Genomic DNA, 19,573 nt, shown 5'->3' with positions numbered 1-19,573 from the left:
CCGGAATGTCTCAGCCGTCGCTTTTTCGCGCCCAGGCTGTCGCCGACGCTGCCTCCCCCGATCGCTACGACGAACCGCTGCGCGTCCTGCCGGCCTGGACCTGGGTCGCGGGCATCATCCTGGCGGCGATGGCCGTCACGGCGATCGTCTGGTCCGCCTTCGTCCATGTGCCGATCAAGGTCACGGGGCGGGGCATCCTGCTGCCCTCCGGCGGCATCGCCGATGTCGTCGCGGATACCGATGGCCGCATCGACCAGCTGCTGGCCAGGCCCGGGGAAAGGGTGCGCGCCGGCCAGCCCATCGCCGTGGTGGACCAGTCCGAGGTCCGGCTGCAGCTGGCGCTGGCGGAGGGCCAGGCGGCGGATGCGGCGCGGCACCGCCGGGAGCTCGCGGAGTTCCACCAGCGGGAGGCCGCGGCGGCGGATGCCTTCCGCACCGTCCGCGACGCGGCGCTGGCGGGCAACCTCCGCATGCTCGACGAACGGCTCGGCATGATGAACCAGCGGGAGGAGGTGCTGCGGGGCCTGGTGCAGCAGAACCTGATCAACCGCGACCGCTCGCTCTATGCGCGGGTCGAGGTCTTCCAGGTGCGGGAGCAGATCGCGGCGGCGCGGAACGAGCGGGAGCAGCTCTCGCTTGACCAGGCGCTGAAGCGCACGCAGCAGGAACGCGAGACGCTGGAGGCGGAGCGCCGCGTCGATGAGACGGCGCGGCAGGTGGAAGCGCTGCGCGCGCGTCTGTCCCGGTTGGGCGAGGTGCTGTCCCCCTATGCCGGCCGCGTGGTGGAGCAGAAGGCGAATGCGGGTCAGGTGGTCACGCGCGGCACGCCGCTGCTGACCATCGAGCGTGATCCCGAGCGCGGGAAGGAAGCGCCCGTCGCGGTGATCTACGTGACGGCGCAGGACGGCAAGCGGCTGGCGCCGGGGCTCGCGGTGCAGATCTCACCCTCCTCCACGCAGCGGGAGGAGGATGGCTTCGTGCATGGGCGCGTCACGCGCGTCTCCCACATCCCGGCCTCCTCTGCCGGCCTGCTGCGGACGCTGCAGAACGACCAGCTGGTGCGGAACTTCACCATGGAACTGGGCGCGCCCTTCGAGGTGGAGGTGGCGCTGGAGCCTGATCCCGCGACGCCGAGCGGGCTGCGCTGGTCAAATGGCCGCGGGCCGGCCTTCGCGATCGAATCCGGCACGCTGGCGGAGGCGGAGGTGACGGTGCGCTCCGTGCGCCTGCTGGGCCTCGCCTTCCCGGCGCTGCGCAGCCTCTTCACCCGCATCGTCGGGCCCGAGGGCGCTTGAACCCCTTCGCGATCCCCTTCACCCTTTGGGGCGGCAGGCGGCCGCGCACGCCGACGCTGTTGCAGGCGGAGGCCGCGGAATGCGGCGCCGCGGCGCTCGGCATCATCCTCGGCCATCATCGCCGCTGGGTGACGCTGGAGGAGCTGCGCGTGGCCTGCGGCGTCTCCCGCGACGGCAGCCGCGCCAGCGCCATTGCGGCCGCGGCCAAGGGCTACGGCCTGGTGGTGGAGGCCTATCGCATCGAGCCCGCCAACCTGCCGGGCATGGCGATGCCGCTGATCGCGCATTGGGGCATGAACCACTTCGTGGTGATCGAGCGCGCGGTCGGCGGCGGCGCCTGGATCAATGACCCCGCCACCGGCCCGCGCCGCGTCTCGGCGGAGGAACTGGATCGCAACCTGACCGGCGTGGTGCTGGTGCTGCGGCCGGGGGAGGGCTTCCAGCGCGGCGGCGAACAGCCGCGGGCGATGCGCGGCCTGGCGCGCCGCATCCGCGGCAATGGCGCGGCCTTCGGCTTCCTGCTCGGGCTCAGCCTGCTGCTGATCATCCCCGCGCTGCTGGTGCCGGCCTTCTCCCAGATCTTCGTCGACGACGTGCTGGTGGACCGCTTCGATTCCTGGCTGCCGCCGCTGCTCTGGGGCATGGCGGGCACCGCCGTCGTGATGGGGTTCCTGACCTGGCTGCAGCTGACCGTGCTGCTGCGGCTGGAGACGCGGCTCTCGCTCGGCGGCAGCGCGGCCTTCCTGAAGCGGCTGACGGAGCTGCCCGTCTCCTTCTTCGCGCAGCGGCACCAGGGGGAGATCGCGGGGCGCGTGCTGCTGAACGACCGCGTGGCGCGCCTCGTCTCCGGCGATGCGGGGCGGGGCGTGTTGGGGTTGGTGACCGCGGCGGCCTATGCGGCGGCGATGCTGGCCTATGCGCCGGCGCTGGCGGCGGTGGTGGTGGGCGCGGCGGTGGCGAATCTGGCGGCGCTCATGGCGCTCAGCCAGTCCATGAGCGACGACAACCAGCGGCTGCTGGCGCGGATGATGCGGGGCGATGGGCTGGCGCGCAGCGGGCTGCGCATGATCGAGGATTATCGCGCCGCGGGGGCGGAGGACCAGCTGCTGGCACAGGTCGCCGGCGCGCGGGCGGGGGCGGCCAATGTGCAGCAGCGCCTCGCGCTCCGCATGGCGCTGATCCAGGGCATGCCGGGCTTCGTCGCCATCCTGGCCGCCGCCGCAGTGCTGGTGCTGGGCGGGCAGCGCATCATGGCGGGGACGATGACGGTCGGGCAGCTCGTTGCCTTCCAGGCGCTGGCCATGGGGTTCATGGCGCCGGTCGCGCAGCTCGTCGGCGTCGGCGCGCAGATGCAGGATGCGAAGGCGAATTTCGACCTGCTGGAGGACACGCTGCGGCATCCGCGCGCGGCGGAGTTCGAGGCAGCGGCGCCGGCGCGCGTCGCCGGGCTGACCGGCCATGTGGAGCTGCGCGACGTCACCTTCGGGCATAGCCGGCTGGCGCCGCCGCTGCTGGACCGGGTCTCGCTGACCATCGAGCCGGGGCGGCGGCTCGGCATCGTCGGCGGGTCGGGGTCGGGCAAGTCCACGCTGGCGCTGCTGATCGCGGGGCTCTACCGGCCCTGGTCGGGGGAGGTGCTGATCGACGGCCATCCCATCGCCGACATCCCGCGGGAGACGCTGCGGCGCGACGTCTCGGTGGTGGACCAGGCGGGCTTCCTGTTCGACGGCACGGTGCGCGACAACATCGCGCTGTGGGATTCGACGCTGGCCGAGGAGAGGCTCGTGCGCAGCGCGCAGGATGCCGCGATCCATGAGGACATCCTGGCCCGCCGCGGCGGCTATGCCGCGCCGGTGGCGGAGGAGGGGCGGAACTGGTCGGGCGGGCAGCGCGCGCGCCTCGAACTCGCCCGCGCCATCGCGACCGATCCCGCCATCCTGGTGCTGGACGAGGCGACGGCCGCGCTCGACAACCGGGCGGAGGCGGCGGTGATGGCGAACCTCCGGCAGCGCGGCTGCACCATGGTGATCATCGCGCACCGGCTGGCGCTGGTGCGGGACTGCGACGAGGTGATCGTGATGGCGGGCGGGCGCATCGTGCAGCGCGGCCATGCCGATGCGCTGGCGGCGCAGGACGGCCCCTTCCGCGCCATGCTGGCGAATGGCTGACGGCATGGACCAGCAGCCCGCCCCGCCGCCGAAGGACGGCTCGCCATCGGCACCGCCGAAGGGCGGCTCGCCATTGGCACCGCCGAAGGACGGCACGCCATTGGCGCCGCCCGATCGCGGCACGACGCTGGCGCCGCCGCCGACCACGCCGCCCTCCTTCCCGCTGCCGGCGCATGCGCCGCTGCGGCTGGACGACGCGGAGGCGCGATGGATCGTGGAGGCGGGGAGCGTGACGCTCTTCGCCAAGCGCCCGGCCGCGCCGCCGGCCAAGGAGGGCGCGCGGCGCTTCCTCGGCAGCATCGGCACGGGCGGCCTGGTCTGCGGGCTGGGCGAGGACCTGACGGGTATCTCCGCCATCGCGATCGGCGGTGCCGGCACGCGGTTGCGGCCGCTCTCGGCGGAGGAGCGGGCTTCGCTGCCGGCGGCCGCCATCGATGCCTGGACCGGCGCGCTGGCGGGCGGCGTGGCGCGGGGGCTGGAGCCTCGGCCGCGGGCGGATGCCATCGCTCTGCCGAAGGGGCCGCGCATCCGGCTGGCGGCGGGCGAGGTGGTGATGGCGGGGGAGAGCCCCGTCTGGCTGCGCATCAATGCGGGCGATTGGCTGCTGCTGGGGCTGGAACGGGTCCAGGGGCTGGTGCCGCTGCCGCCGGGCGCCTGGCTGACGAGCCTCGGCGCCGGCGTCTGCCGTCCGGTGCCCACGGCGGAGGTCGCGCGGTCCAGCGACTGGCCGGCAGGCCTGGCCGGCTTCAACGCGGCCCTGCTGGAAGCGCTGCCTTCCGTGCTGGCGCTGGATGCGGCGGATGAGCTGAACCGCCGCCGCCTGGCCGCGGCGCGGGAGGCCGAGGCCGCGCATGTCATCGAGGCCTCCTTCGGCCAGGTGCTGGGCAATGCGCCGTCGGAGGCGACGGGGTCGGAGGTCGATCCCCTCATGCCCGTCTTCCGCGCGGTGGCGCGGCATCTCGGCGTGGCGGTGCGGCGGCCGGCGCGGCGGCGGGCGCTCGACGTCGATGCGGCCTCCACGCTGGAGGAGCTGGCGCGGGCCTCCTCGCTCCGGCTGCGCCCGGTGAAGCTGGAGCCGGGCTGGTGGAAGGCGGATCACGGCGTGCTGTTCGGGCGTCGCGCGGATGGTGCCGTCGTCGGGCTGCTGCCGGCGCGGGGCGGCTGGCGGATCTGCACGCCGGAGCGGCCCTCCGGCGTGCGGCTGGATGCGACGACGGCGGCCGGGTTGCAGGCGGATGCCTGGGCGCCGCTGCTGACGCTGCCGGTGAAGAAGCTGGCGCTGATGGACCTGCTCTCGGTCGGCATGAAGGGTGCCGGGGGCGATGCGGCGGCGCTGGTCGCCACCATGTTGATCGCCGCGGCACTGGGCCAGGCGCTGCCGATGGCGACGGGCGTCGCCTTCACCCTGCTGATCCCGGGCGGGCATGTGCCGGAACTGGTCCAGTTGGGCCTGGCGCTGGCGGTGGTGGCGACCGTCACCTGGGTGATCGGCATGGCCGGGGAGGTGGCGCGGCAGCGGATCGAGGCCCGCGCCGGCCCCGCGCTGCATGCCGCGATCTGGGACCGGGTGATTCGCCAGCCGCTGTCGGTGCTGAAGCGCCAGACGGTGGGGGAGACGGCGTCGCGGGCCGGGGCGGCGGCGACGCTCGGTGCGCAGATCCGGGCGATCGGCTTCGGCATCGCCTCCTCCGTCGCCGTGATCCTGTCCTCCGCCGTGCTGATGCTGCTGTCGCAGCCGCTGGCCGCGGCCGTCGGACTCGGCTTCCTGGCGGTGCAACTTGCGGCCGCCAACCTCGCAGGCTGGCTGCAGGGCCGCGCCTATGCGACCGGGGAGGCGCTGACGGGCCTGGCGGATGCCATGGTGCTGCAGATCGTCTCCGGCATCGTGAAGCTGCGATTGGCGGGGGCGGAGGCGCGGGCGGAGGCGATCTGGGCGGAGCGCTTCGCCGGCATGCGGCGCCGCCTGGTCGCGGCGCGGCGCATCAGCAACGCCTATGACGGCTTCGTCGCGGGCTACACCATCCTGGCGACGGCCGGCGCCTTCTTCGTCATCGCCATGCTGCTGCGGGTGGAGCCGGGGCGCGCGCCGCCCTCGCTCGCTTCCGTCATGACCTTCCTCTCGGCCTATGGGCTGATGGCGGGGGCGGGGACGCAGCTGGCCAAGACGCTCTTCGCGCTGTGGATGATCCTGCCGACGCGCACCTTCGTCCGCCCGCTGCTGGAGACGCTGCCCGAGGCCTCCGCCGGCGGCGTCGATCCCGGGCGGCTCACGGGCGCGCTGACGCTGACCAACATCGCCTTCCGCTACGGGCCTTCGGACCCCTGGGTGTTCCAGGGGCTGAACCTGGAGGTGCGGGCGGGCGAGTTCATCGCGCTGACGGGGCGATCGGGCGTGGGCAAGTCTAGCCTGGTGCGGCTGCTGCTGGGGCTGGAGGAGGCGCAGGCGGGCGCGATCTACCTGGATGGCCACGACCTGCGCGGGCTGGATGCGGGGGCGGTGCGGCGGCAGGTGGCGGCGGTGCTGCAATCCGGCCGCGTGCCGGCGGGCAGCCTGCGGGATGCGGTGCGCGGCGGCACATCGGCGGATGACGCCGCCATCTGGAACGCGCTGGAGCGCACCGCGCTGGCCGACGAGGTCCGTGCCATGCCGATGAGGCTCGAGACCATGCTGACGGATGCGGCGCGCGTGCTCTCCGGCGGCCAGGCGCAGCGGCTGCTGCTGGCGCGCGCGCTGGTGCAGAAGCCGGCGCTGCTGGTGCTGGACGAGGCGACCAGCGCGCTCGACAACATCACCCAGGCCAAGGTGATGCAGGCGGTGCGGGAGCTGCCGGTGACGCGGCTGGTGATCGCGCATCGCCTGTCCACCATCCGCCAGGCCGACCGCATCGTGGTGCTGGAAGGCGGCAAGGTGGCGGAGAGCGGGCGGTTCGAGGAGCTTGTCGCGAAGCCGAACGGGTTGTTCGCCCGGCAATTCGCGACGGAGGCGCAGTGGCAGGCGGGCCACCAGGCGAAGCCGGCGGCGCCGGGGTAGCATTCAGGCCCGCGATCGGGCCTGCCTGTCGGCGGCATTGGCTGGCCGGCCAGGAGATGCCGGCAGGACGGGGGGCGATCGGCAAGGCCTTGGCTCGGCCACGCGCGGCACGCGTGGCAATCGTCGAACCCATCGATGTGACAACGCACGAATAGGCGCCGCCTATGTCGGGAATAGGCGATCCATCGCTTACCCGTCGTGAGAAAACAAAATACATTTCGTGCACACCAGATGAAGGAGTGCCGTCCGTGACCGCAACCAGGCCGAAGCCGCTGACGGATACCGAACTGTCGGGTGCCACCGGGGGCGCCTTCCAGCAGACGGGGGCGGGGAATGACTACGTCACCGGGACGGGCAGTGCCGATGTACTCTTCTCCGGCATGGGCCATGACACCGTCGCGTCCGGCGCGGGCAACGACCAGGTGTTTGGCGAGGGTGGCAGCGACGTCCTGCAGCTTGGGGCGGGCAATGACATCGGGTACGGCGGCGATGGCAACGATACCATCAATGGCGGGGCAGGGCAGGACCAGCTGCAGGGCGGCGCGGGGCATGACAGCCTGGATGGCGGCGCCGGCGATGGGGCGGCCGACCTTGCCTTCGGCGGCGAGGGCAATGACAGCTTCATCTGGGCGCCGGGCGATGGCAGCGACCAGTTCCAGGGTGGCCCGGGGAACGACACGCTGCAGCTCGACAACGTGACGCTGAGCCAGCTTCAGTCGGCGCTGACGCTGGAGGGCAACACGAACCTGCAGATGCAGGTGGCCAGCACCCCACAGGGACCGGTGATCACCTTTACCGATGCGGCCGGGAATCCGGCCACCTTCCAGGGGACGATCACCATCGGAGGCGAGACGCTGCGCTTCTCGGAGATCGAGCGGATCCAGCTGGTCTGATCGCTGCGATGCGGGGGCGGGCGGCGCATGTCGCCCGTTTCGTACGGACGCACGAGGGCCGCTCGCATGGAAACTCGGAGGTTTAGCGTGTGATGCCGGACCGCATGGGCGGATGGCGTCCCCTAGGGGATTCGAACCCCTGTTACCGCCGTGAGAGGGCGGTGTCCTAGGCCTCTAGACGAAGGGGACCCAGACAAACCGTCAGGCGCCGTGGCGCCGCGGTGAACGCTCTCTAGCGTCCCGGCCGGGGGGGATCAAGTCGCCCCCCGGCTTTTTCCTGTGGGCTGTTTCGCGGCCGCATAGCGCCCCGTCCGGCAGGCGTCGGAGCAGAAGCGCACTTGGTCCCAGTCCCGCGCCCATTTCTTCCGCCAGGCGAAGGGGCGGCCGCAGGCGGCGCAGATCTTCTCGGGCAGGGTGGGCTTGCGATGGGCCATGGCGGCGTCACTCGGCCGCGCGCAGCTCGCCGAGAACGCGGCCGCTGCGCGCATCGACCATCAGCACGCGCTCCGACCCGTCGGGGCGGGCGACCAGCACGGCCAGGCGTCCCTCGGCGCTGGCCAGGCTGACGATCCGCGTGCCCGCGGGCTGGCCCAGCGCGCGTGGCGGCATCGTGCTCGAATCACCACCGGCGCGCTGGACGACCAGCACGACCAGCGTCACGGTGCCCGCGATGATGAGCACCCCCATCCCGATCACCAGCGCCTTGAGCAATCCCACGACCCAATCCCCCCTGAAAGCCGAAGCCGATGGCGGCCAGACGGCGAGCGTGGTCGCGCCCGCCGAGGCTGCCGGCACCCGTGCCGACCGATTCATCACGGATGCCCTCGGCGCCGCGATAGGCGGTCTCTCGCGGTCCCGGGTCAAGGCGCTGATCGAGGCAGGGCAGGTGGCGCGGGACGGGGCCGTGATGCGCGACCCGTCGGAGGCGATCCGCGCCGGCGCGACCTATGCGCTGCGCCTGCCGCCGCCGGAGGCCGCGACGCCGCAGCCGCAATCCATCCCGCTGACCATCCTGTTCGAGGACCGGCACCTGCTGGTCATCGACAAGCCGGCGGGGCTGGTGGTGCATCCCGCGCCGGGCAACCAGGACGGCACGCTGGTCAACGCCGTGCTGGCCCATGCGGCGGAGGACCTGACGGGCATCGGGGGAGAGAAGCGGCCGGGAATCGTGCATCGGCTGGACAAGGACACCTCCGGCGTCATGGTGGTGGCGAAGTCGGAGCGGGCGCATACGGCGCTGTCCGAGGCCTTCGCGACGCGCGACCTGGACCGGGAATACCTGGCGCTGTGCTGGGGCCTGCCTTCACCCACGAGCGGGGAGGTGGATGCGCCGATCGGCCGCCACCCGATCGACCGCAAGCGGATGGCGGTGGTGGAGCGGCAGGGCAAGCATGCGCTGACGCGCTACCGGACGGAGCGCGGCTTCGGCACCGCCTGCGCGCTGCTGCGCTGCAAGCTCGCCACCGGGCGGACGCACCAGATCCGCGTGCATCTGTCCCATATCGGCCACCCGATCGTGGGCGATCCGGTCTATCTCAAGCGGACGCCGGCCAGCGCCAAGGCGCTGCCGCCGGCGACGCGGGACCTTCTGCTGGCCTTCCCGCGCCAGGCCTTGCATGCGGCGACGCTGGGGTTCCGGCACCCCGTGACGGGCGATTCCCTGGCCTTCTCGGCGCCGCTTCCGCCCGACATGCAGGCCCTCCTCGCGGCACTGGAAGGGCCGTTTCCAGCGGGATCAAAGGGTTAACGGCGTCTTACGCCTGTTACCGGCACGTTACCATCCGTAAACCTACCTTACAGGTCGGTTTTTCTTGCCGACCCCGCGGCGAGGGTCTACAACCCTGCTCGCCAACTTCGGGTGGGTGCCGCTTCGTGCCCTGCCCCGGAATCCGGGCTGCGGGACGCCTCGACATGGTGATTCGCGATCCGGAAGGCAGGAGCACCCCACCGCACCTCTCCCCGTCGTGACCGGGGGGGACGCGGAAAGGGAGGGCCCGACCGGCGTTGGCGGAACAGCACAGCCATCATGGACCCCGCCGTCACGGGGGGTACCGGTGGCATAGGAGGCAGTTCTCCCATGGCTTCCCTGTCCATCCCCATTGCTCCTGAGGGCAACCTCTCCCGCTACCTGCAGGAGATCCGCAAGTTTCCGATGCTGACGCCGGAGGAGGAGTATTCCCTCTCCAAGCGTTGGAAGGACGAGGGCGACGAGCAGTCGGCGCATCGCCTCGTGACCTCCCACCTGCGTCTCGTCGCCAAGATCGCGATGGGCTATCGCGGCTACGGCCTGCCGGTCGGGGAGCTGATCTCCGAAGGCAATGTCGGCATGATGCAGGCCGTCAAGCGCTTCGACCCCGATCGCGGCTTCCGCCTGGCGACCTACGCCATGTGGTGGATCCGTGCTGCCATCCAGGAATACATCCTCCACAGCTGGTCGCTGGTGAAGATGGGGACGACGGCGGCGCAGAAGAAGCTCTTCTTCAACCTCCGTCGGCTGAAGGGCCAGATGGCGGCACTGGAGGATGGCGACCTGAAGCCCGAGCAGGTCGAGAAGATCGCCCGCGTGCTGCAGGTGCCGGAGCAGGACGTGGTGTCCATGAACCGCCGCCTGGCATCGCCGGACAACAGCCTCAACGCCCCGGTCCGCGCGGATTCGGATGGCGAGTGGCAGGATTGGCTGGTCGATGACAGCGAGAGCCAGGAGACGGAACTGGCGGACCGGCAGGACATGTCGAACCGCCGGCAGCTGCTGGGGGAGGCGCTGAAGACGCTGAACGACCGGGAACGCCACATCCTGATCGAGCGGCGGCTGAAGGACGAGCCGACGACGCTCGAGGAGCTGTCGCAGCAGTACAACATCAGCCGCGAACGCGTCCGCCAGATCGAGGTGCGGGCCTTCGAGAAGCTGCAGAAGAGCATGAAGACGCAGATCGTCGAGCAGAGGCTCGCGGTTAGCTGACGCAGAGGCTCGCGGTCAGCTGACGCAGGGGCTCGCGGTCAGCTGATCGGCACTCTCGGCTAGTTGTAGGGGCGGGCCGATCCGGCGCGCCGACGAAGCCGATAGAATGATCCCGTAGGAATTGTATGACGCCCGGCGGAACCAGCGCCGGGCGTCAAGCTTTTGCGGGTCCCGTGGATCAGAAATCTCCCCCTCCGCCGGCCTCGGCGGCGCCCTTCGCCGACGCCAAGCCGACGTCCCCTGCCAATGAGGGGCGTCGCTTCGACCCGCCCCGCGCGCCCATGCCGGCCATGGTGCCGGGGCGCGACGACATCTTCTTCGCGGCCGTCGAGATGACGCGCATGCCGATGATCGTCACGGACCCCAACCAGCCCGACAATCCCATCGTCTTCGCCAACCAGGCCTTCCAGAAGATGACGGGCTACGCGGCGGAGGAAGTCGTTGGCCGGAACTGCCGCTTCATGCAGGGGGAGGGCACCGATCGCGACAGCGTCGCCATTATCCGCGACGCCATCGCGGGGCGGACCGACGTCTCGATGGAGGTGCTGAACTACCGCAAGGATGGCCGCCCCTTCTGGAATGCGCTGTTCGTCAGCCCGGTCTTCGGCGCCGATGGCAAGCTGCTCTACTTCTTCGGCAGCCAGCTGGACGTGACCCGTCGGCGGGAGGCCGAGGCCGCGGCGCGCCGGGCGCAGCGTCTGGAAGCGCTGGGCCAGCTGACCGGTGGCGTCGCGCATGACTTCAACAACCTGCTGCAGGTCGTGGTGGGGTCGCTGGAGATGCTGCGGCCGCTGGTCGAGGCCTCCGACAATCCCCGCGTCCGCCGGCGGCATGAGGGCGCGCTGGAGGCCGCGCGGCGCGGGGCCGCGCTGACCCGCCAGCTCCTGGCCTTCGCCCGGCGCCAGCGGCTCGAGGGGCGGCCCACGGACATCAATGCCACCCTGCAGGCGCAGACGGAGCTGATGGCGCGGGCGCTCGGCCCCGGGCTGACCCTCCGGCTCGACCTCGCGCCGGAACTCGGACAGGCGCATGTCGATGCCGGGCAGCTTGAGGCCGCGCTGCTGAACCTGCTGTTCAACGCGAGGGACGCGATGCCGGAACGCGGCGAGGTGGTGATCGCCACGCGCCGGGTCGGCGAGGCGGCTGCCATGGCCGATGCCGGGCCGGATGAGGAAACGCGGGCGCCGCACGGCTTCATCGAACTGGCCGTGCAGGATGCCGGCACGGGCATCGCGCCGGAGATCCTGGACCGGGTGACGGAGCCCTTCTTCACCACCAAGGATGTGGGGCAGGGATCGGGGCTGGGCCTGGCGCAGGTCTATGGCTTCGCCCGGCAATCCGGCGGGCATCTGCGGATCGAGAGCCAGCCGGGTCGTGGCACGACGGTGCGCCTGCGCTTCCCCGCCCTGCAGCCGGATGTGGAGGCGAAGCCGGGTCCGGCCGCGGATCGCCAGCGCCAGGCCGAGCCCCGCGGCGGCGGCGAGAGCATCCTGATCGTGGACGACAATGCGGAGGTGCTGGAACTCGCGGAGAGCGTGCTGACCGACCTCGGCTACCAGGTGGCGACGGCAGGAGATGCGAGGGCGGCGCTGGCCGCGCTGGAGGCTCCGGGAAGCCGCTACGACCTGCTGTTCAGTGACGTCATCATGCCGGGCGGCATGAACGGCATCACCCTGGCGACCGAGGCGCGGCGCCGCATCCCGGGGCTGAAGGTTTTGCTCTCCACCGGATTCGTCGACCCGCGGGAGGAAGCGGCGGCGGAGGGCATCCGGCCGCACGGCTTCCCCGTGATGCAGAAGCCGTACCGGCGGGTGGAGCTGGCGCGCCGCATCCGCCGGGCGCTGGATGAGGGCGGCGCGAGCGGCTGATCATTGTCGCGCCGTATGGCTTCAGGCACCGCCATCACGCGGATCGATGGCGCGTATCCTCCGGCCCGATTGGACCCGGCGCGAGGCGGCGCCCATCTTCGGGGCCACGGAGAAGGAACAGCCCGATGTCCACCGCCCTCGAACAGCCCGCCACCACGCACCATGTCGCCGATCCCGGCATGCGGATCGGCCATGTCCATCTGAAGGTCGCGGATCTGGAGCGGGGCCTCGCCTTCTGGCGGGACATCATCGGCCTGCAGGTCCAGCAGCGCATGGGCGACCAGGCGGTCTTCCTCTCGGCCGGCGGTTACCATCACCACATCGCGCTCAACACCTGGGAGAGTGCGGGTGGCAGCCCGCCTGGCTTCGGCGCCACGGGGCTCTATCACGTGGCCCTGCTTTATCCCGATCGCCCGGCGCTGGCGCGCGCGCTGAAGGCGCTGGTGCAGGCAGGCTGGCCGCTGGAAGGGGCTTCGGACCACGGTGTCTCGGAAGCGATCTATTTGCGCGACCCCGACGGCAATGGTGTCGAGCTCTATCGCGACCGCGACCGCGCGGAATGGCCCCATGACGCGAATGGCAGGCTCGCGATGGTGACGAAGCGGCTCGACCTGCGGGCGCTGCTGGCGGAGGCGGGGTGACGGGCGCGCTTTGCGCCCAGCCCGTAGACGGCGTATTGCCGTTGCGGAAAGCGCAACGCGCCGTCGCCTGAAAGTGGTGACTTCGAAACAGCGCTCTTCCTCGTTCAGACCTCGATTCCTGCCCTGATTCGCGGCAGGCGGCACCGCGCGCCCGACGCATCGCGGTGATGCCATTTGTTGCAGGCGCCAGCGCGAACCTTGTGAAGGGGCAGCGCGGACGCGACCGCGCGTCGCTGGCACGACCCTTGCTGTTCCGGCTGGCGTGCGGGCCCGATCGCCCGCCGCTGGGGAAGGGTTCGGCATGGCGCCACGCATGCACCTCGCGCTTGATCTGTCGATGACGCATCTCGACGGCCGATGGCGCAGCGCCGGGTCCTGGGTGAACAGCCTCTATCCCGATCCCGCGGTGTTCGAGGAGATCGCGCGCATCGCGGAACGCGGCTGCATCGACATGCTGTTCTTCGGCGACGGCACCGGCATCCCGAGCACCTGGAAGGGATCGGAGGAGGATGCGGTGCGCTGGGGCATCGGCTGGCCGCGCCAGGACATGTCCCCCTATATCGCGCTGATGGCGCGGGCGACGAAGCATATCGGCTTCGGCCTGACCTATGCCTCCACCTTCATGCATCCCTTCTACGTCGCGCGGCTGCTGAACTCGCTGGACCACGTCACGGGCGGGCGCATCGCCTTCAACGTCATCACCTCCACCCGCCGGGCCGATGCCGCCAATTACGGCTTCGATGAGCTGATGGAACACAATGCCCGCTATGAGCGGATGGAAGAGTTCATCGATGTCTGCAAGGGTTTGTGGCGCAGCATCGATGCGGATGCCTTCCAGTGGGACCGCGAGAGCGGCGTGGTTGCGGACCCCGCCAAGGTGCGCCCCATCCATCACGATGGCCGCTTCTTCAAGGTGCGCGGGCCGCTTTCCGTCGTGCCCTCGCCGCAGATCGAGCCGGTGCTGATCCAGGCCGGCGGTTCCCCGCGAGGGATCCAGGCCAGCGCCTATTTCGCGGAGCACGTCTTCGCCGCGGGACCCCCGCTGCCGCAGAAGCAGAAGCACCGCGCGGCGCTGGATGCGGCGCTGGTGAAGCAGGGCCGGGACCCGTCCAAGGTCGGCATCCTGTTCTCCACGCCGCTGATCGTGGCGGAGACGGAGAGCGAGGCGCGCGCGCGGAAGGAGAAGCTGCTGGCGATGATCCCGCCGGAGGGCGTGGGCGCCTATCTCTCCCACAACATCGGCTACGATTTCTCGAAGCTGCCATCACGCTTCAAGCCGGCGGAGCTGAACAAGGCGATCGCGGCGACCGGTGCCTCGCCCATGGGATTGCTGCACCAGCTGGTGCTGGCGCACGGGGAGGACCTGGAGATGACTCCCGAGGAGTTCTTCCAGCACGGGCTGCGCAGCGCGACGGGCTATGACCGCACCTTCGCCGGCGACGCGCGGCAGGTCGCCGACTACCTGGAGGGGGAGTTCGACGGCAGCGGCCAGCGCGGCGGCTTCATGGTCTCCCACCCCCAGGCGACGCCGCGGGACACGCTGAACCTGGTGGATTTCCTGGTGCCGGAGCTGCAGCGCCGGGGGCGTCTGCGCAGGCGCTACGAAGGCCAGACACTGCGCGACAACCTGCTGGCCTGAAGGAGGGACATCATGACCGATCTCCACGTCACCCGTCGCGCCGCCCTCGTCGCGGGCGCGGGCCTCGCCTTCAACGGCGCCCCGCTGCACGCGCAGGACGCGCCGCGCCGCGGTGGCACCGTGACGGTGCAGGTAGCCACCGACCCGCGCTTCCTGATGCCCGCGCTGCGCGGCAATTTCAGCATCACCAACCTGGCGGCGAAGGTGGTGGAGCCGCTGGTCGATCTGGGCGAGGATGGCCAGCCGCAGGGCCGGCTTGCCACCTCCTGGGACAGCACGCCGGACGGCCTGGCCATCACCTTCCGCCTGCGGGATGGCGTGAAGTGGCATGACGGAAAGCCCTTCACCGCGGCCGACGTCCAGTTCAGCGCCATGGAGATGTGGCGCCGCGTGCAGAACTACGGGACCATCGTCTTCCGCAACCTGGTCGCGGTGGATACGCCCGATCCGTTGACGGCGATCTTCCGCTTCAGCAAGCCGATGCCGCTGCGGCTGATGCTCCATGCCGGGACGGAGCTGTCCTATGTTGCGCCGCGGCACCTCTATGAAGGCACGGACTTCTTCGCCAATCCCGTGAACATGGCGCCCATCGGCACGGGGCCGTTCAGATTCGTGAACTACACGGCCGGCCAGCATGTGATCGTGGAACGCAACCCGGATTACTGGGATGCGGGCAAGCCCTACCTCGACCGCATCATCACGCGCTTCATCGCCGACCCGGCGGGGGCCGCGGCGGCGGTGGAATCCGGCGCGGTGGACATGAGCATCTTCTCCAGCCTGCCGCGCACCGATCTGGTGAGGCTGTCGCGGGAGGCGCGGTTCCGCGTCTCCCAGAAGGGGAACGAGGCGAATTCTATCGGCAACACGCTCTGCTTCAACCACCGCAAGCCGGAACTGCAGGATGTGCGGGTGCGGCGCGCCTTCGCGCATGCCATCGATGTCAATTTCTACGTCCGCAGCTTCCTGCTCGGCCTCGGCAAGCGCGGGCTTGGCCTGCAGCCGAGCTTCTCGGAGTTCTTCTTTCCGGGCCTGACCGACTATCCCTTCGATGCCCGGAAGGCGGAAGCCCTACTGGACGAGGCCGGGTTCCGCCGTGGCCAGGGCGGCATCCGCATGACGCTGCGCATGACCAGCACCAATGGCGACGATGCCGTGCGCTTCGCGACCTTCGTGCAGCAATCGCTGGCCCGCGTCGGCGTGCGCATCACCATCACCACCTATGACAGCGCGGGCTACCTCGCCAACGTCATGCGCGACTGGAACTTCGACCTGACGGGGGAGACCATCGGCTTCCGCAACGACCCGCAGATCAGCACCACCGTCTTCCTGCGATCGGGCCAGCCGCGTGGCGTGCCCTGGAGCAACCAGTGGGGCTGGGAGTCGCCGGCCATGGATGCGCTGATCGATGCGGCGGCGGAAGCCGTGGACCCCGATCGCCGGCGTGCCCTGTATCGGGACCTCGGGGAGATGGTGATGCAGGAACTGCCGATGTGGCTGGCGATCGAGCAGGTCTATACCTCCGTCACCGCCGTCAAGCTGCGCAATGACCACAACAACCCGCGCTGGACGGGCAGCCACTGGTCCGACCTGTGGATCGCCGCCTGAGATGCGCATCCTCCGCCTGGTGCTGCGCCGGCTGTCGCTGAGCATCCCGTGCCTCGGCATCATCCTGGCGGTGCTGTTCTTCCTGCTGCAACTGGCGCCGGGCGATGCGGTGGATGCGCTGATCGGCCAGATGGGCACCAGCGACGACACGCTGAGCAAGCTGCTGCGCAGCTATTACGGGCTGGACGGCAGCGTTGTCGCCCAGTTCACGGGCTATCTGGGCCGCCTCGTCACACTCGACCTCGGCCTGTCCGTCGCCTATGGCACGCCCGTCCTGGCGCTCATCCTGGAACGCCTGCCGGTGACGGTGGTGCTGATGGTGACGTCGATGGCCATGGCCTTCACGGCGGGCTGCGTCGTCGGCGTCATCGCCGCGCGCTACGTGCATCGCTGGCCGGACACCATCATCTCCGTGCTCGGCATGCTGGTCTATTCCATGCCGAGCTTCTGGTTCGGCCTCATGGCCATCGTGTTGTTCGCCGTCACGCTGGGCTGGCTGCCGGCGGGCGGCATCTCCGACCTCCGCGCGGGGCATACGGGGCTCGCCTTGATGCTCGACATGGCGAAGCACCTGGTGATGCCGGCGCTCACCCTCGGGCTGATCTTCTTCGCGGTCTATCTGCGGGTGATGCGGACCGCGATGCTGGAGGTGATGACGCTGGACTTCATGCGCACGGCCCGCGCCAAGGGGTTGCAGGAACGCGCCGTGCTGTTCCGCCATGCGCTGCGCAACGCGCTGCTGCCGATGGTGACCATTGCGGGCCTTCAGGCCTCCTCCATGCTCGGCGGCGCGGTGGTGGTGGAGAGCGTCTTCTCGCTCCCGGGCCTCGGGCGCCTGGCGCAGGAAGCGGTGGTGCAGCGGGACCTCAACATGCTGCTCGGCATCACCGTCATGTCCTCGGTCCTCGTCATCGTCGTGAACCTGGTGATCGACATCATCTACGCGAAGCTCGACCCCCGCATCGATGTGGGGGCCTGACCGCATGCGCGCACTTCGCCGCTACGCTTCCTCCTCCGCCGCCCTCATCGGTCTTGTGCTGCTGCTGATGGTCATCGGCATGGCGGTCAGCGCGGGCTGGCTGTTCCCGGATGACCCGCTCTCGCTCGCCGGCGCACCGCTGACGCCGCCCTTCACGGAGGAAGGCCTGCCGCTCGGCACCGACAGCGTCGGCCGCGACATCGCCGCGCAGATCTTCCATGGCGCGCGCGTCTCGCTGCTCGTCGGCGTCGTCGCCACCGGCATCGCCATCGGCATCGGCATCCTGGTCGGCGCCGTCTCCGGCTATTTCGGCGGTGCCACCGACGCCGCGCTGATGCGGCTGACGGAAGCCTTCCAGACGGTGCCGAGCTTCATCCTGCTTCTGATGCTGGTCGTCATCTTCGGGTCGGAGGTGACGACGCTGGCGCTGGTCATCGGCGCCGTGTCCTGGACCGCGCCGGCGCGGCTGACGCGGGCGGAGTTCCTGACTTTGCGGTCGCGCGACTTCGTGCAGAGTTGCCGCACGCTCGGCATGCCGCATGCGCGCATCATCTTCCTGGAGATCCTGCCCAGCGCCCTGCCGCCCGTCATCGTCTATGTCAGCGTGGTGATGGCACTCGCCATCCTGCAGGAAAGCGCGCTGGCCTTCCTCGGCCTGTCGGACCCGAACATCGCCTCCTGGGGCAACCTCATCGGGGATGGGCGGCGCGTGCTGCGCAGCGCCTGGTATGTGGCGGCGCTGCCGGGGCTCGCCATCATCGTCACGGTCCTGGCCATCTCCCTGGTGGGTCAGGGGGTGAATGACCTGCTGAACCCGAGGCTCGGCCGGCGATGACCGCGCTGCTGTCCATCGAGAACCTGTCCATCGCCCTGCCGCGCGGCGCGGATCGCGAACACGCGGCGAAGCACGTGTCCTTCTCCATCGACCGGGGGGAGGTCTTCTGCGTGGTCGGCGAAAGCGGGTCCGGCAAGTCGCTGACCGCCGCCGCCATCCTGGGCCTGCTGCCGCCCGGGGTGCGCGCCAGCGCCGGGCGAATCCTGTTCGAGGGGCAGGATCTTCTGACGCTCTCCCTGCCTGAACTCCGCCGCATCAGCGGCAAGCGCATCGGCATGGTGTTCCAGGATCCGATGACGGCGCTGAACCCGCTGCACACCGTGGGGTCCCAGGTCGCGGAGGTCTTCCGCATCCACACCACGCTCGACCGGGCGGAGATCGCGGATCGCGTGCTGGACCTGCTGGAGACGATGCGCCTGCCGGAGCCGCGGCAGATCGCGCGCGCCTATCCACATGAACTCTCCGGCGGCCAGCGGCAGCGCTGCGTCATCGCCATGGCCATGGCGCTGGAGCCCGCCCTGCTGATCGCGGATGAACCCACGACGGCGCTGGATGTCACGACCCAGGCGCAGATCCTGGCGCTGATCCGGGACCTGCAGGCGCGGCGCGGCATGGGGGTGATGTTCATCACCCATGATTTCGGCGTGGTGGCGGAAGTGGCGACGCGCATCGCCGTGATGCGGCAGGGGGAGGTGGTGGAGCAGGGTGACGCGCAGGCCATCCTGAATCAGCCGCGCCACCCCTACAGCCAGGCGCTGATCGCCGCCATGCCGGCGCTGCGCCCGCCGCCCTACCAGCCCAGCAGCGCGGCACCGGTGCTGCGGGTGGAGGGCGTGCACAAGACCTATCGCCGCCGCGGCCGCACGGTGGCGGCGCTGAAGGACGTCTCGCTCACCTTGCGCCGCGGCACCACGCTGGGGGTCGTCGGCGAAAGCGGGTCAGGCAAATCCACGCTGGCGCGCTGCCTGGTCAAGCTGGTGGAGCCCGAGCAGGGCGCGATCCGCGTGCTGGAAACGGACATCACGCGGCTCAGCGGCAGCGCCTGGCGGGCGCAGACAGGCCGCATCCAGATGGTGTTCCAGGACCCCTTCACCTCGCTCAACCCGCGCCGGCGGGTCGGCGACCTGGTGACGCAGGGGATCGCGATGCGGGGTGTCCGTGGGGCCGACCTGAAGGAACGGGCGCGGGACCTGTTCCGGCTCGTGGGCCTCGACCCCGCGGCAATCGACCGTTTCCCGCATGAATTCAGCGGCGGGCAGCGGCAGCGCATCGGCCTGGCCCGCGCCCTGGCGCTGGAGCCGGATGTGCTGGTGGCGGATGAACCGGTCTCGGCGCTGGATCTGTCGGTGCAGGCCCAGGTGCTGGACCTGCTGGCGGGGCTGCGCCGGAAGCTCGGCCTGTCCATGGTCTTCATCACGCATGATCTGCGCGTGGCGGCGCAGGTCTGCGACCGCGTCGCGATCATGCAGCGCGGGGAGGTGGTGGAGGAAGGGCCCGCGGAGACGCTGCTGACCGCGCCGAGCCACCCCTATTCGCGCGAGTTGCTGGCGGCGGTGCCCGGCCGGGGATGGGCCGGCGGAGCCTGAGGGCCCCGCCTGGGCCGGGACAAGGAAACGTGATAGGCAACCCGAGGTAGGGGTGCCGGTGGTCGGTCGCTCCA

The 19,573-nt window shown here is 70.6% G+C and carries 15 protein-coding genes and 1 tRNA gene; 13 read left to right on the top strand and 3 right to left on the bottom strand.

The window, feature by feature from the left end:
- Positions 1-5 precede the first annotated feature (5 nt).
- The 4 genes from G3576_RS03385 (at position 6) to G3576_RS03370 (ending at position 7,387) form a co-directional block, all read left to right on the top strand.
- Positions 6-1,295 (top strand): NHLP bacteriocin system secretion protein, encoded by a 1,290-nt coding sequence (locus G3576_RS03385; protein WP_164692888.1) that lies wholly within the window; start codon positions 6-8, stop codon positions 1,293-1,295.
- On the top strand, positions 1,292-3,463 hold the full coding sequence (locus G3576_RS03380) for an NHLP family bacteriocin export ABC transporter peptidase/permease/ATPase subunit (protein ID WP_164692887.1): 2,172 nt from the start codon (positions 1,292-1,294) through the stop codon (positions 3,461-3,463). The genes G3576_RS03385 and G3576_RS03380 overlap by 4 nt, the downstream gene beginning before the upstream one ends.
- Positions 3,456-6,494, top strand: coding sequence for an ATP-binding cassette domain-containing protein (locus G3576_RS03375; protein ID WP_164692886.1), 3,039 nt, complete (start codon positions 3,456-3,458; stop codon positions 6,492-6,494). Before G3576_RS03380 ends, G3576_RS03375 begins: the two co-directional genes overlap by 8 nt.
- A 248-nt stretch (positions 6,495-6,742) precedes the next feature.
- Positions 6,743-7,387 carry a calcium-binding protein gene (locus G3576_RS03370; RefSeq protein ID WP_164692885.1) on the top strand — a complete coding sequence of 215 codons (645 nt, stop codon included), beginning with the start codon at positions 6,743-6,745 and terminating at the stop codon, positions 7,385-7,387.
- A gap of 113 nt (positions 7,388-7,500) precedes the next feature.
- Here G3576_RS03370 and G3576_RS03365 read toward each other — a convergent pair.
- The 3 genes from G3576_RS03365 to G3576_RS03355 form a co-directional block, all read right to left on the bottom strand.
- A tRNA-Glu gene (locus G3576_RS03365) sits at positions 7,501-7,576 on the bottom strand.
- Positions 7,577-7,641: 65 nt separating this feature from the next.
- Complete coding sequence (locus G3576_RS03360) at positions 7,642-7,821, bottom strand: DUF2256 domain-containing protein (protein ID WP_164692884.1); 180 nt, start codon at positions 7,819-7,821, stop codon at positions 7,642-7,644.
- A gap of 7 nt (positions 7,822-7,828) precedes the next feature.
- Complete coding sequence (locus tag G3576_RS03355) at positions 7,829-8,104, bottom strand: DUF6476 family protein (protein WP_328728369.1); 276 nt, start codon at positions 8,102-8,104, stop codon at positions 7,829-7,831.
- 49 nt (positions 8,105-8,153) lie between these two features.
- Between G3576_RS03355 and G3576_RS03350 the strand changes: the two genes are divergently transcribed.
- The 9 genes from G3576_RS03350 to G3576_RS03310 all read left to right on the top strand — a co-directional run bounded on the left by G3576_RS03350 (position 8,154) and on the right by G3576_RS03310 (position 19,499).
- Positions 8,154-9,134, top strand: a complete 981-nt coding sequence (locus tag G3576_RS03350; RefSeq protein ID WP_407926101.1) for an RluA family pseudouridine synthase — start codon at positions 8,154-8,156, stop codon at positions 9,132-9,134.
- A gap of 330 nt (positions 9,135-9,464) precedes the next feature.
- Positions 9,465-10,346, top strand: coding sequence for an RNA polymerase sigma factor RpoH (rpoH, locus tag G3576_RS03345; protein ID WP_207622627.1), 882 nt, complete (start codon positions 9,465-9,467; stop codon positions 10,344-10,346).
- A 173-nt stretch (positions 10,347-10,519) separates the two neighbouring features.
- Positions 10,520-12,214: a histidine kinase famiy protein gene (locus G3576_RS03340; RefSeq protein ID WP_328728368.1), complete on the top strand. Its 1,695-nt coding sequence runs from the start codon at positions 10,520-10,522 to the stop codon at positions 12,212-12,214.
- 125 nt (positions 12,215-12,339) lie between these two features.
- A complete protein-coding gene (locus G3576_RS03335) occupies positions 12,340-12,855 on the top strand; it encodes a VOC family protein (protein WP_164692882.1) in 516 nt (171 codons plus the stop codon).
- Between the two features lie 301 nt (positions 12,856-13,156).
- Positions 13,157-14,494: an NtaA/DmoA family FMN-dependent monooxygenase gene (locus G3576_RS03330; RefSeq protein ID WP_207622626.1), complete on the top strand. Its 1,338-nt coding sequence runs from the start codon at positions 13,157-13,159 to the stop codon at positions 14,492-14,494.
- A 12-nt stretch (positions 14,495-14,506) separates the two neighbouring features.
- Complete coding sequence (locus G3576_RS03325; RefSeq protein WP_164692881.1) at positions 14,507-16,099, top strand: ABC transporter substrate-binding protein; 1,593 nt, start codon at positions 14,507-14,509, stop codon at positions 16,097-16,099.
- Position 16,100: 1 nt separating this feature from the next.
- The gene (locus tag G3576_RS03320) at positions 16,101-17,078 is read left to right on the top strand and encodes an ABC transporter permease (protein ID WP_164692880.1); all 978 of its coding nucleotides are present in this window, start codon (positions 16,101-16,103) and stop codon (positions 17,076-17,078) included.
- Between the two features lie 4 nt (positions 17,079-17,082).
- Positions 17,083-17,913 (top strand): ABC transporter permease, encoded by an 831-nt coding sequence (locus G3576_RS03315; protein ID WP_164692879.1) that lies wholly within the window; start codon positions 17,083-17,085, stop codon positions 17,911-17,913.
- A complete protein-coding gene (locus G3576_RS03310; RefSeq protein WP_164692878.1) occupies positions 17,910-19,499 on the top strand; it encodes an ABC transporter ATP-binding protein in 1,590 nt (529 codons plus the stop codon). Before G3576_RS03315 ends, G3576_RS03310 begins: the two co-directional genes overlap by 4 nt.
- Positions 19,500-19,573: the final 74 nt, after the last annotated feature.

It is taken from the genome of Falsiroseomonas algicola (assembly GCF_011040385.1).
Taxonomy (GTDB): Bacteria; Pseudomonadota; Alphaproteobacteria; order Acetobacterales; family Acetobacteraceae; genus Falsiroseomonas; species Falsiroseomonas algicola.
Note: the sequence above shows the minus strand (reverse complement) of the source record. Positions and strands in the feature narration are given on the sequence as shown.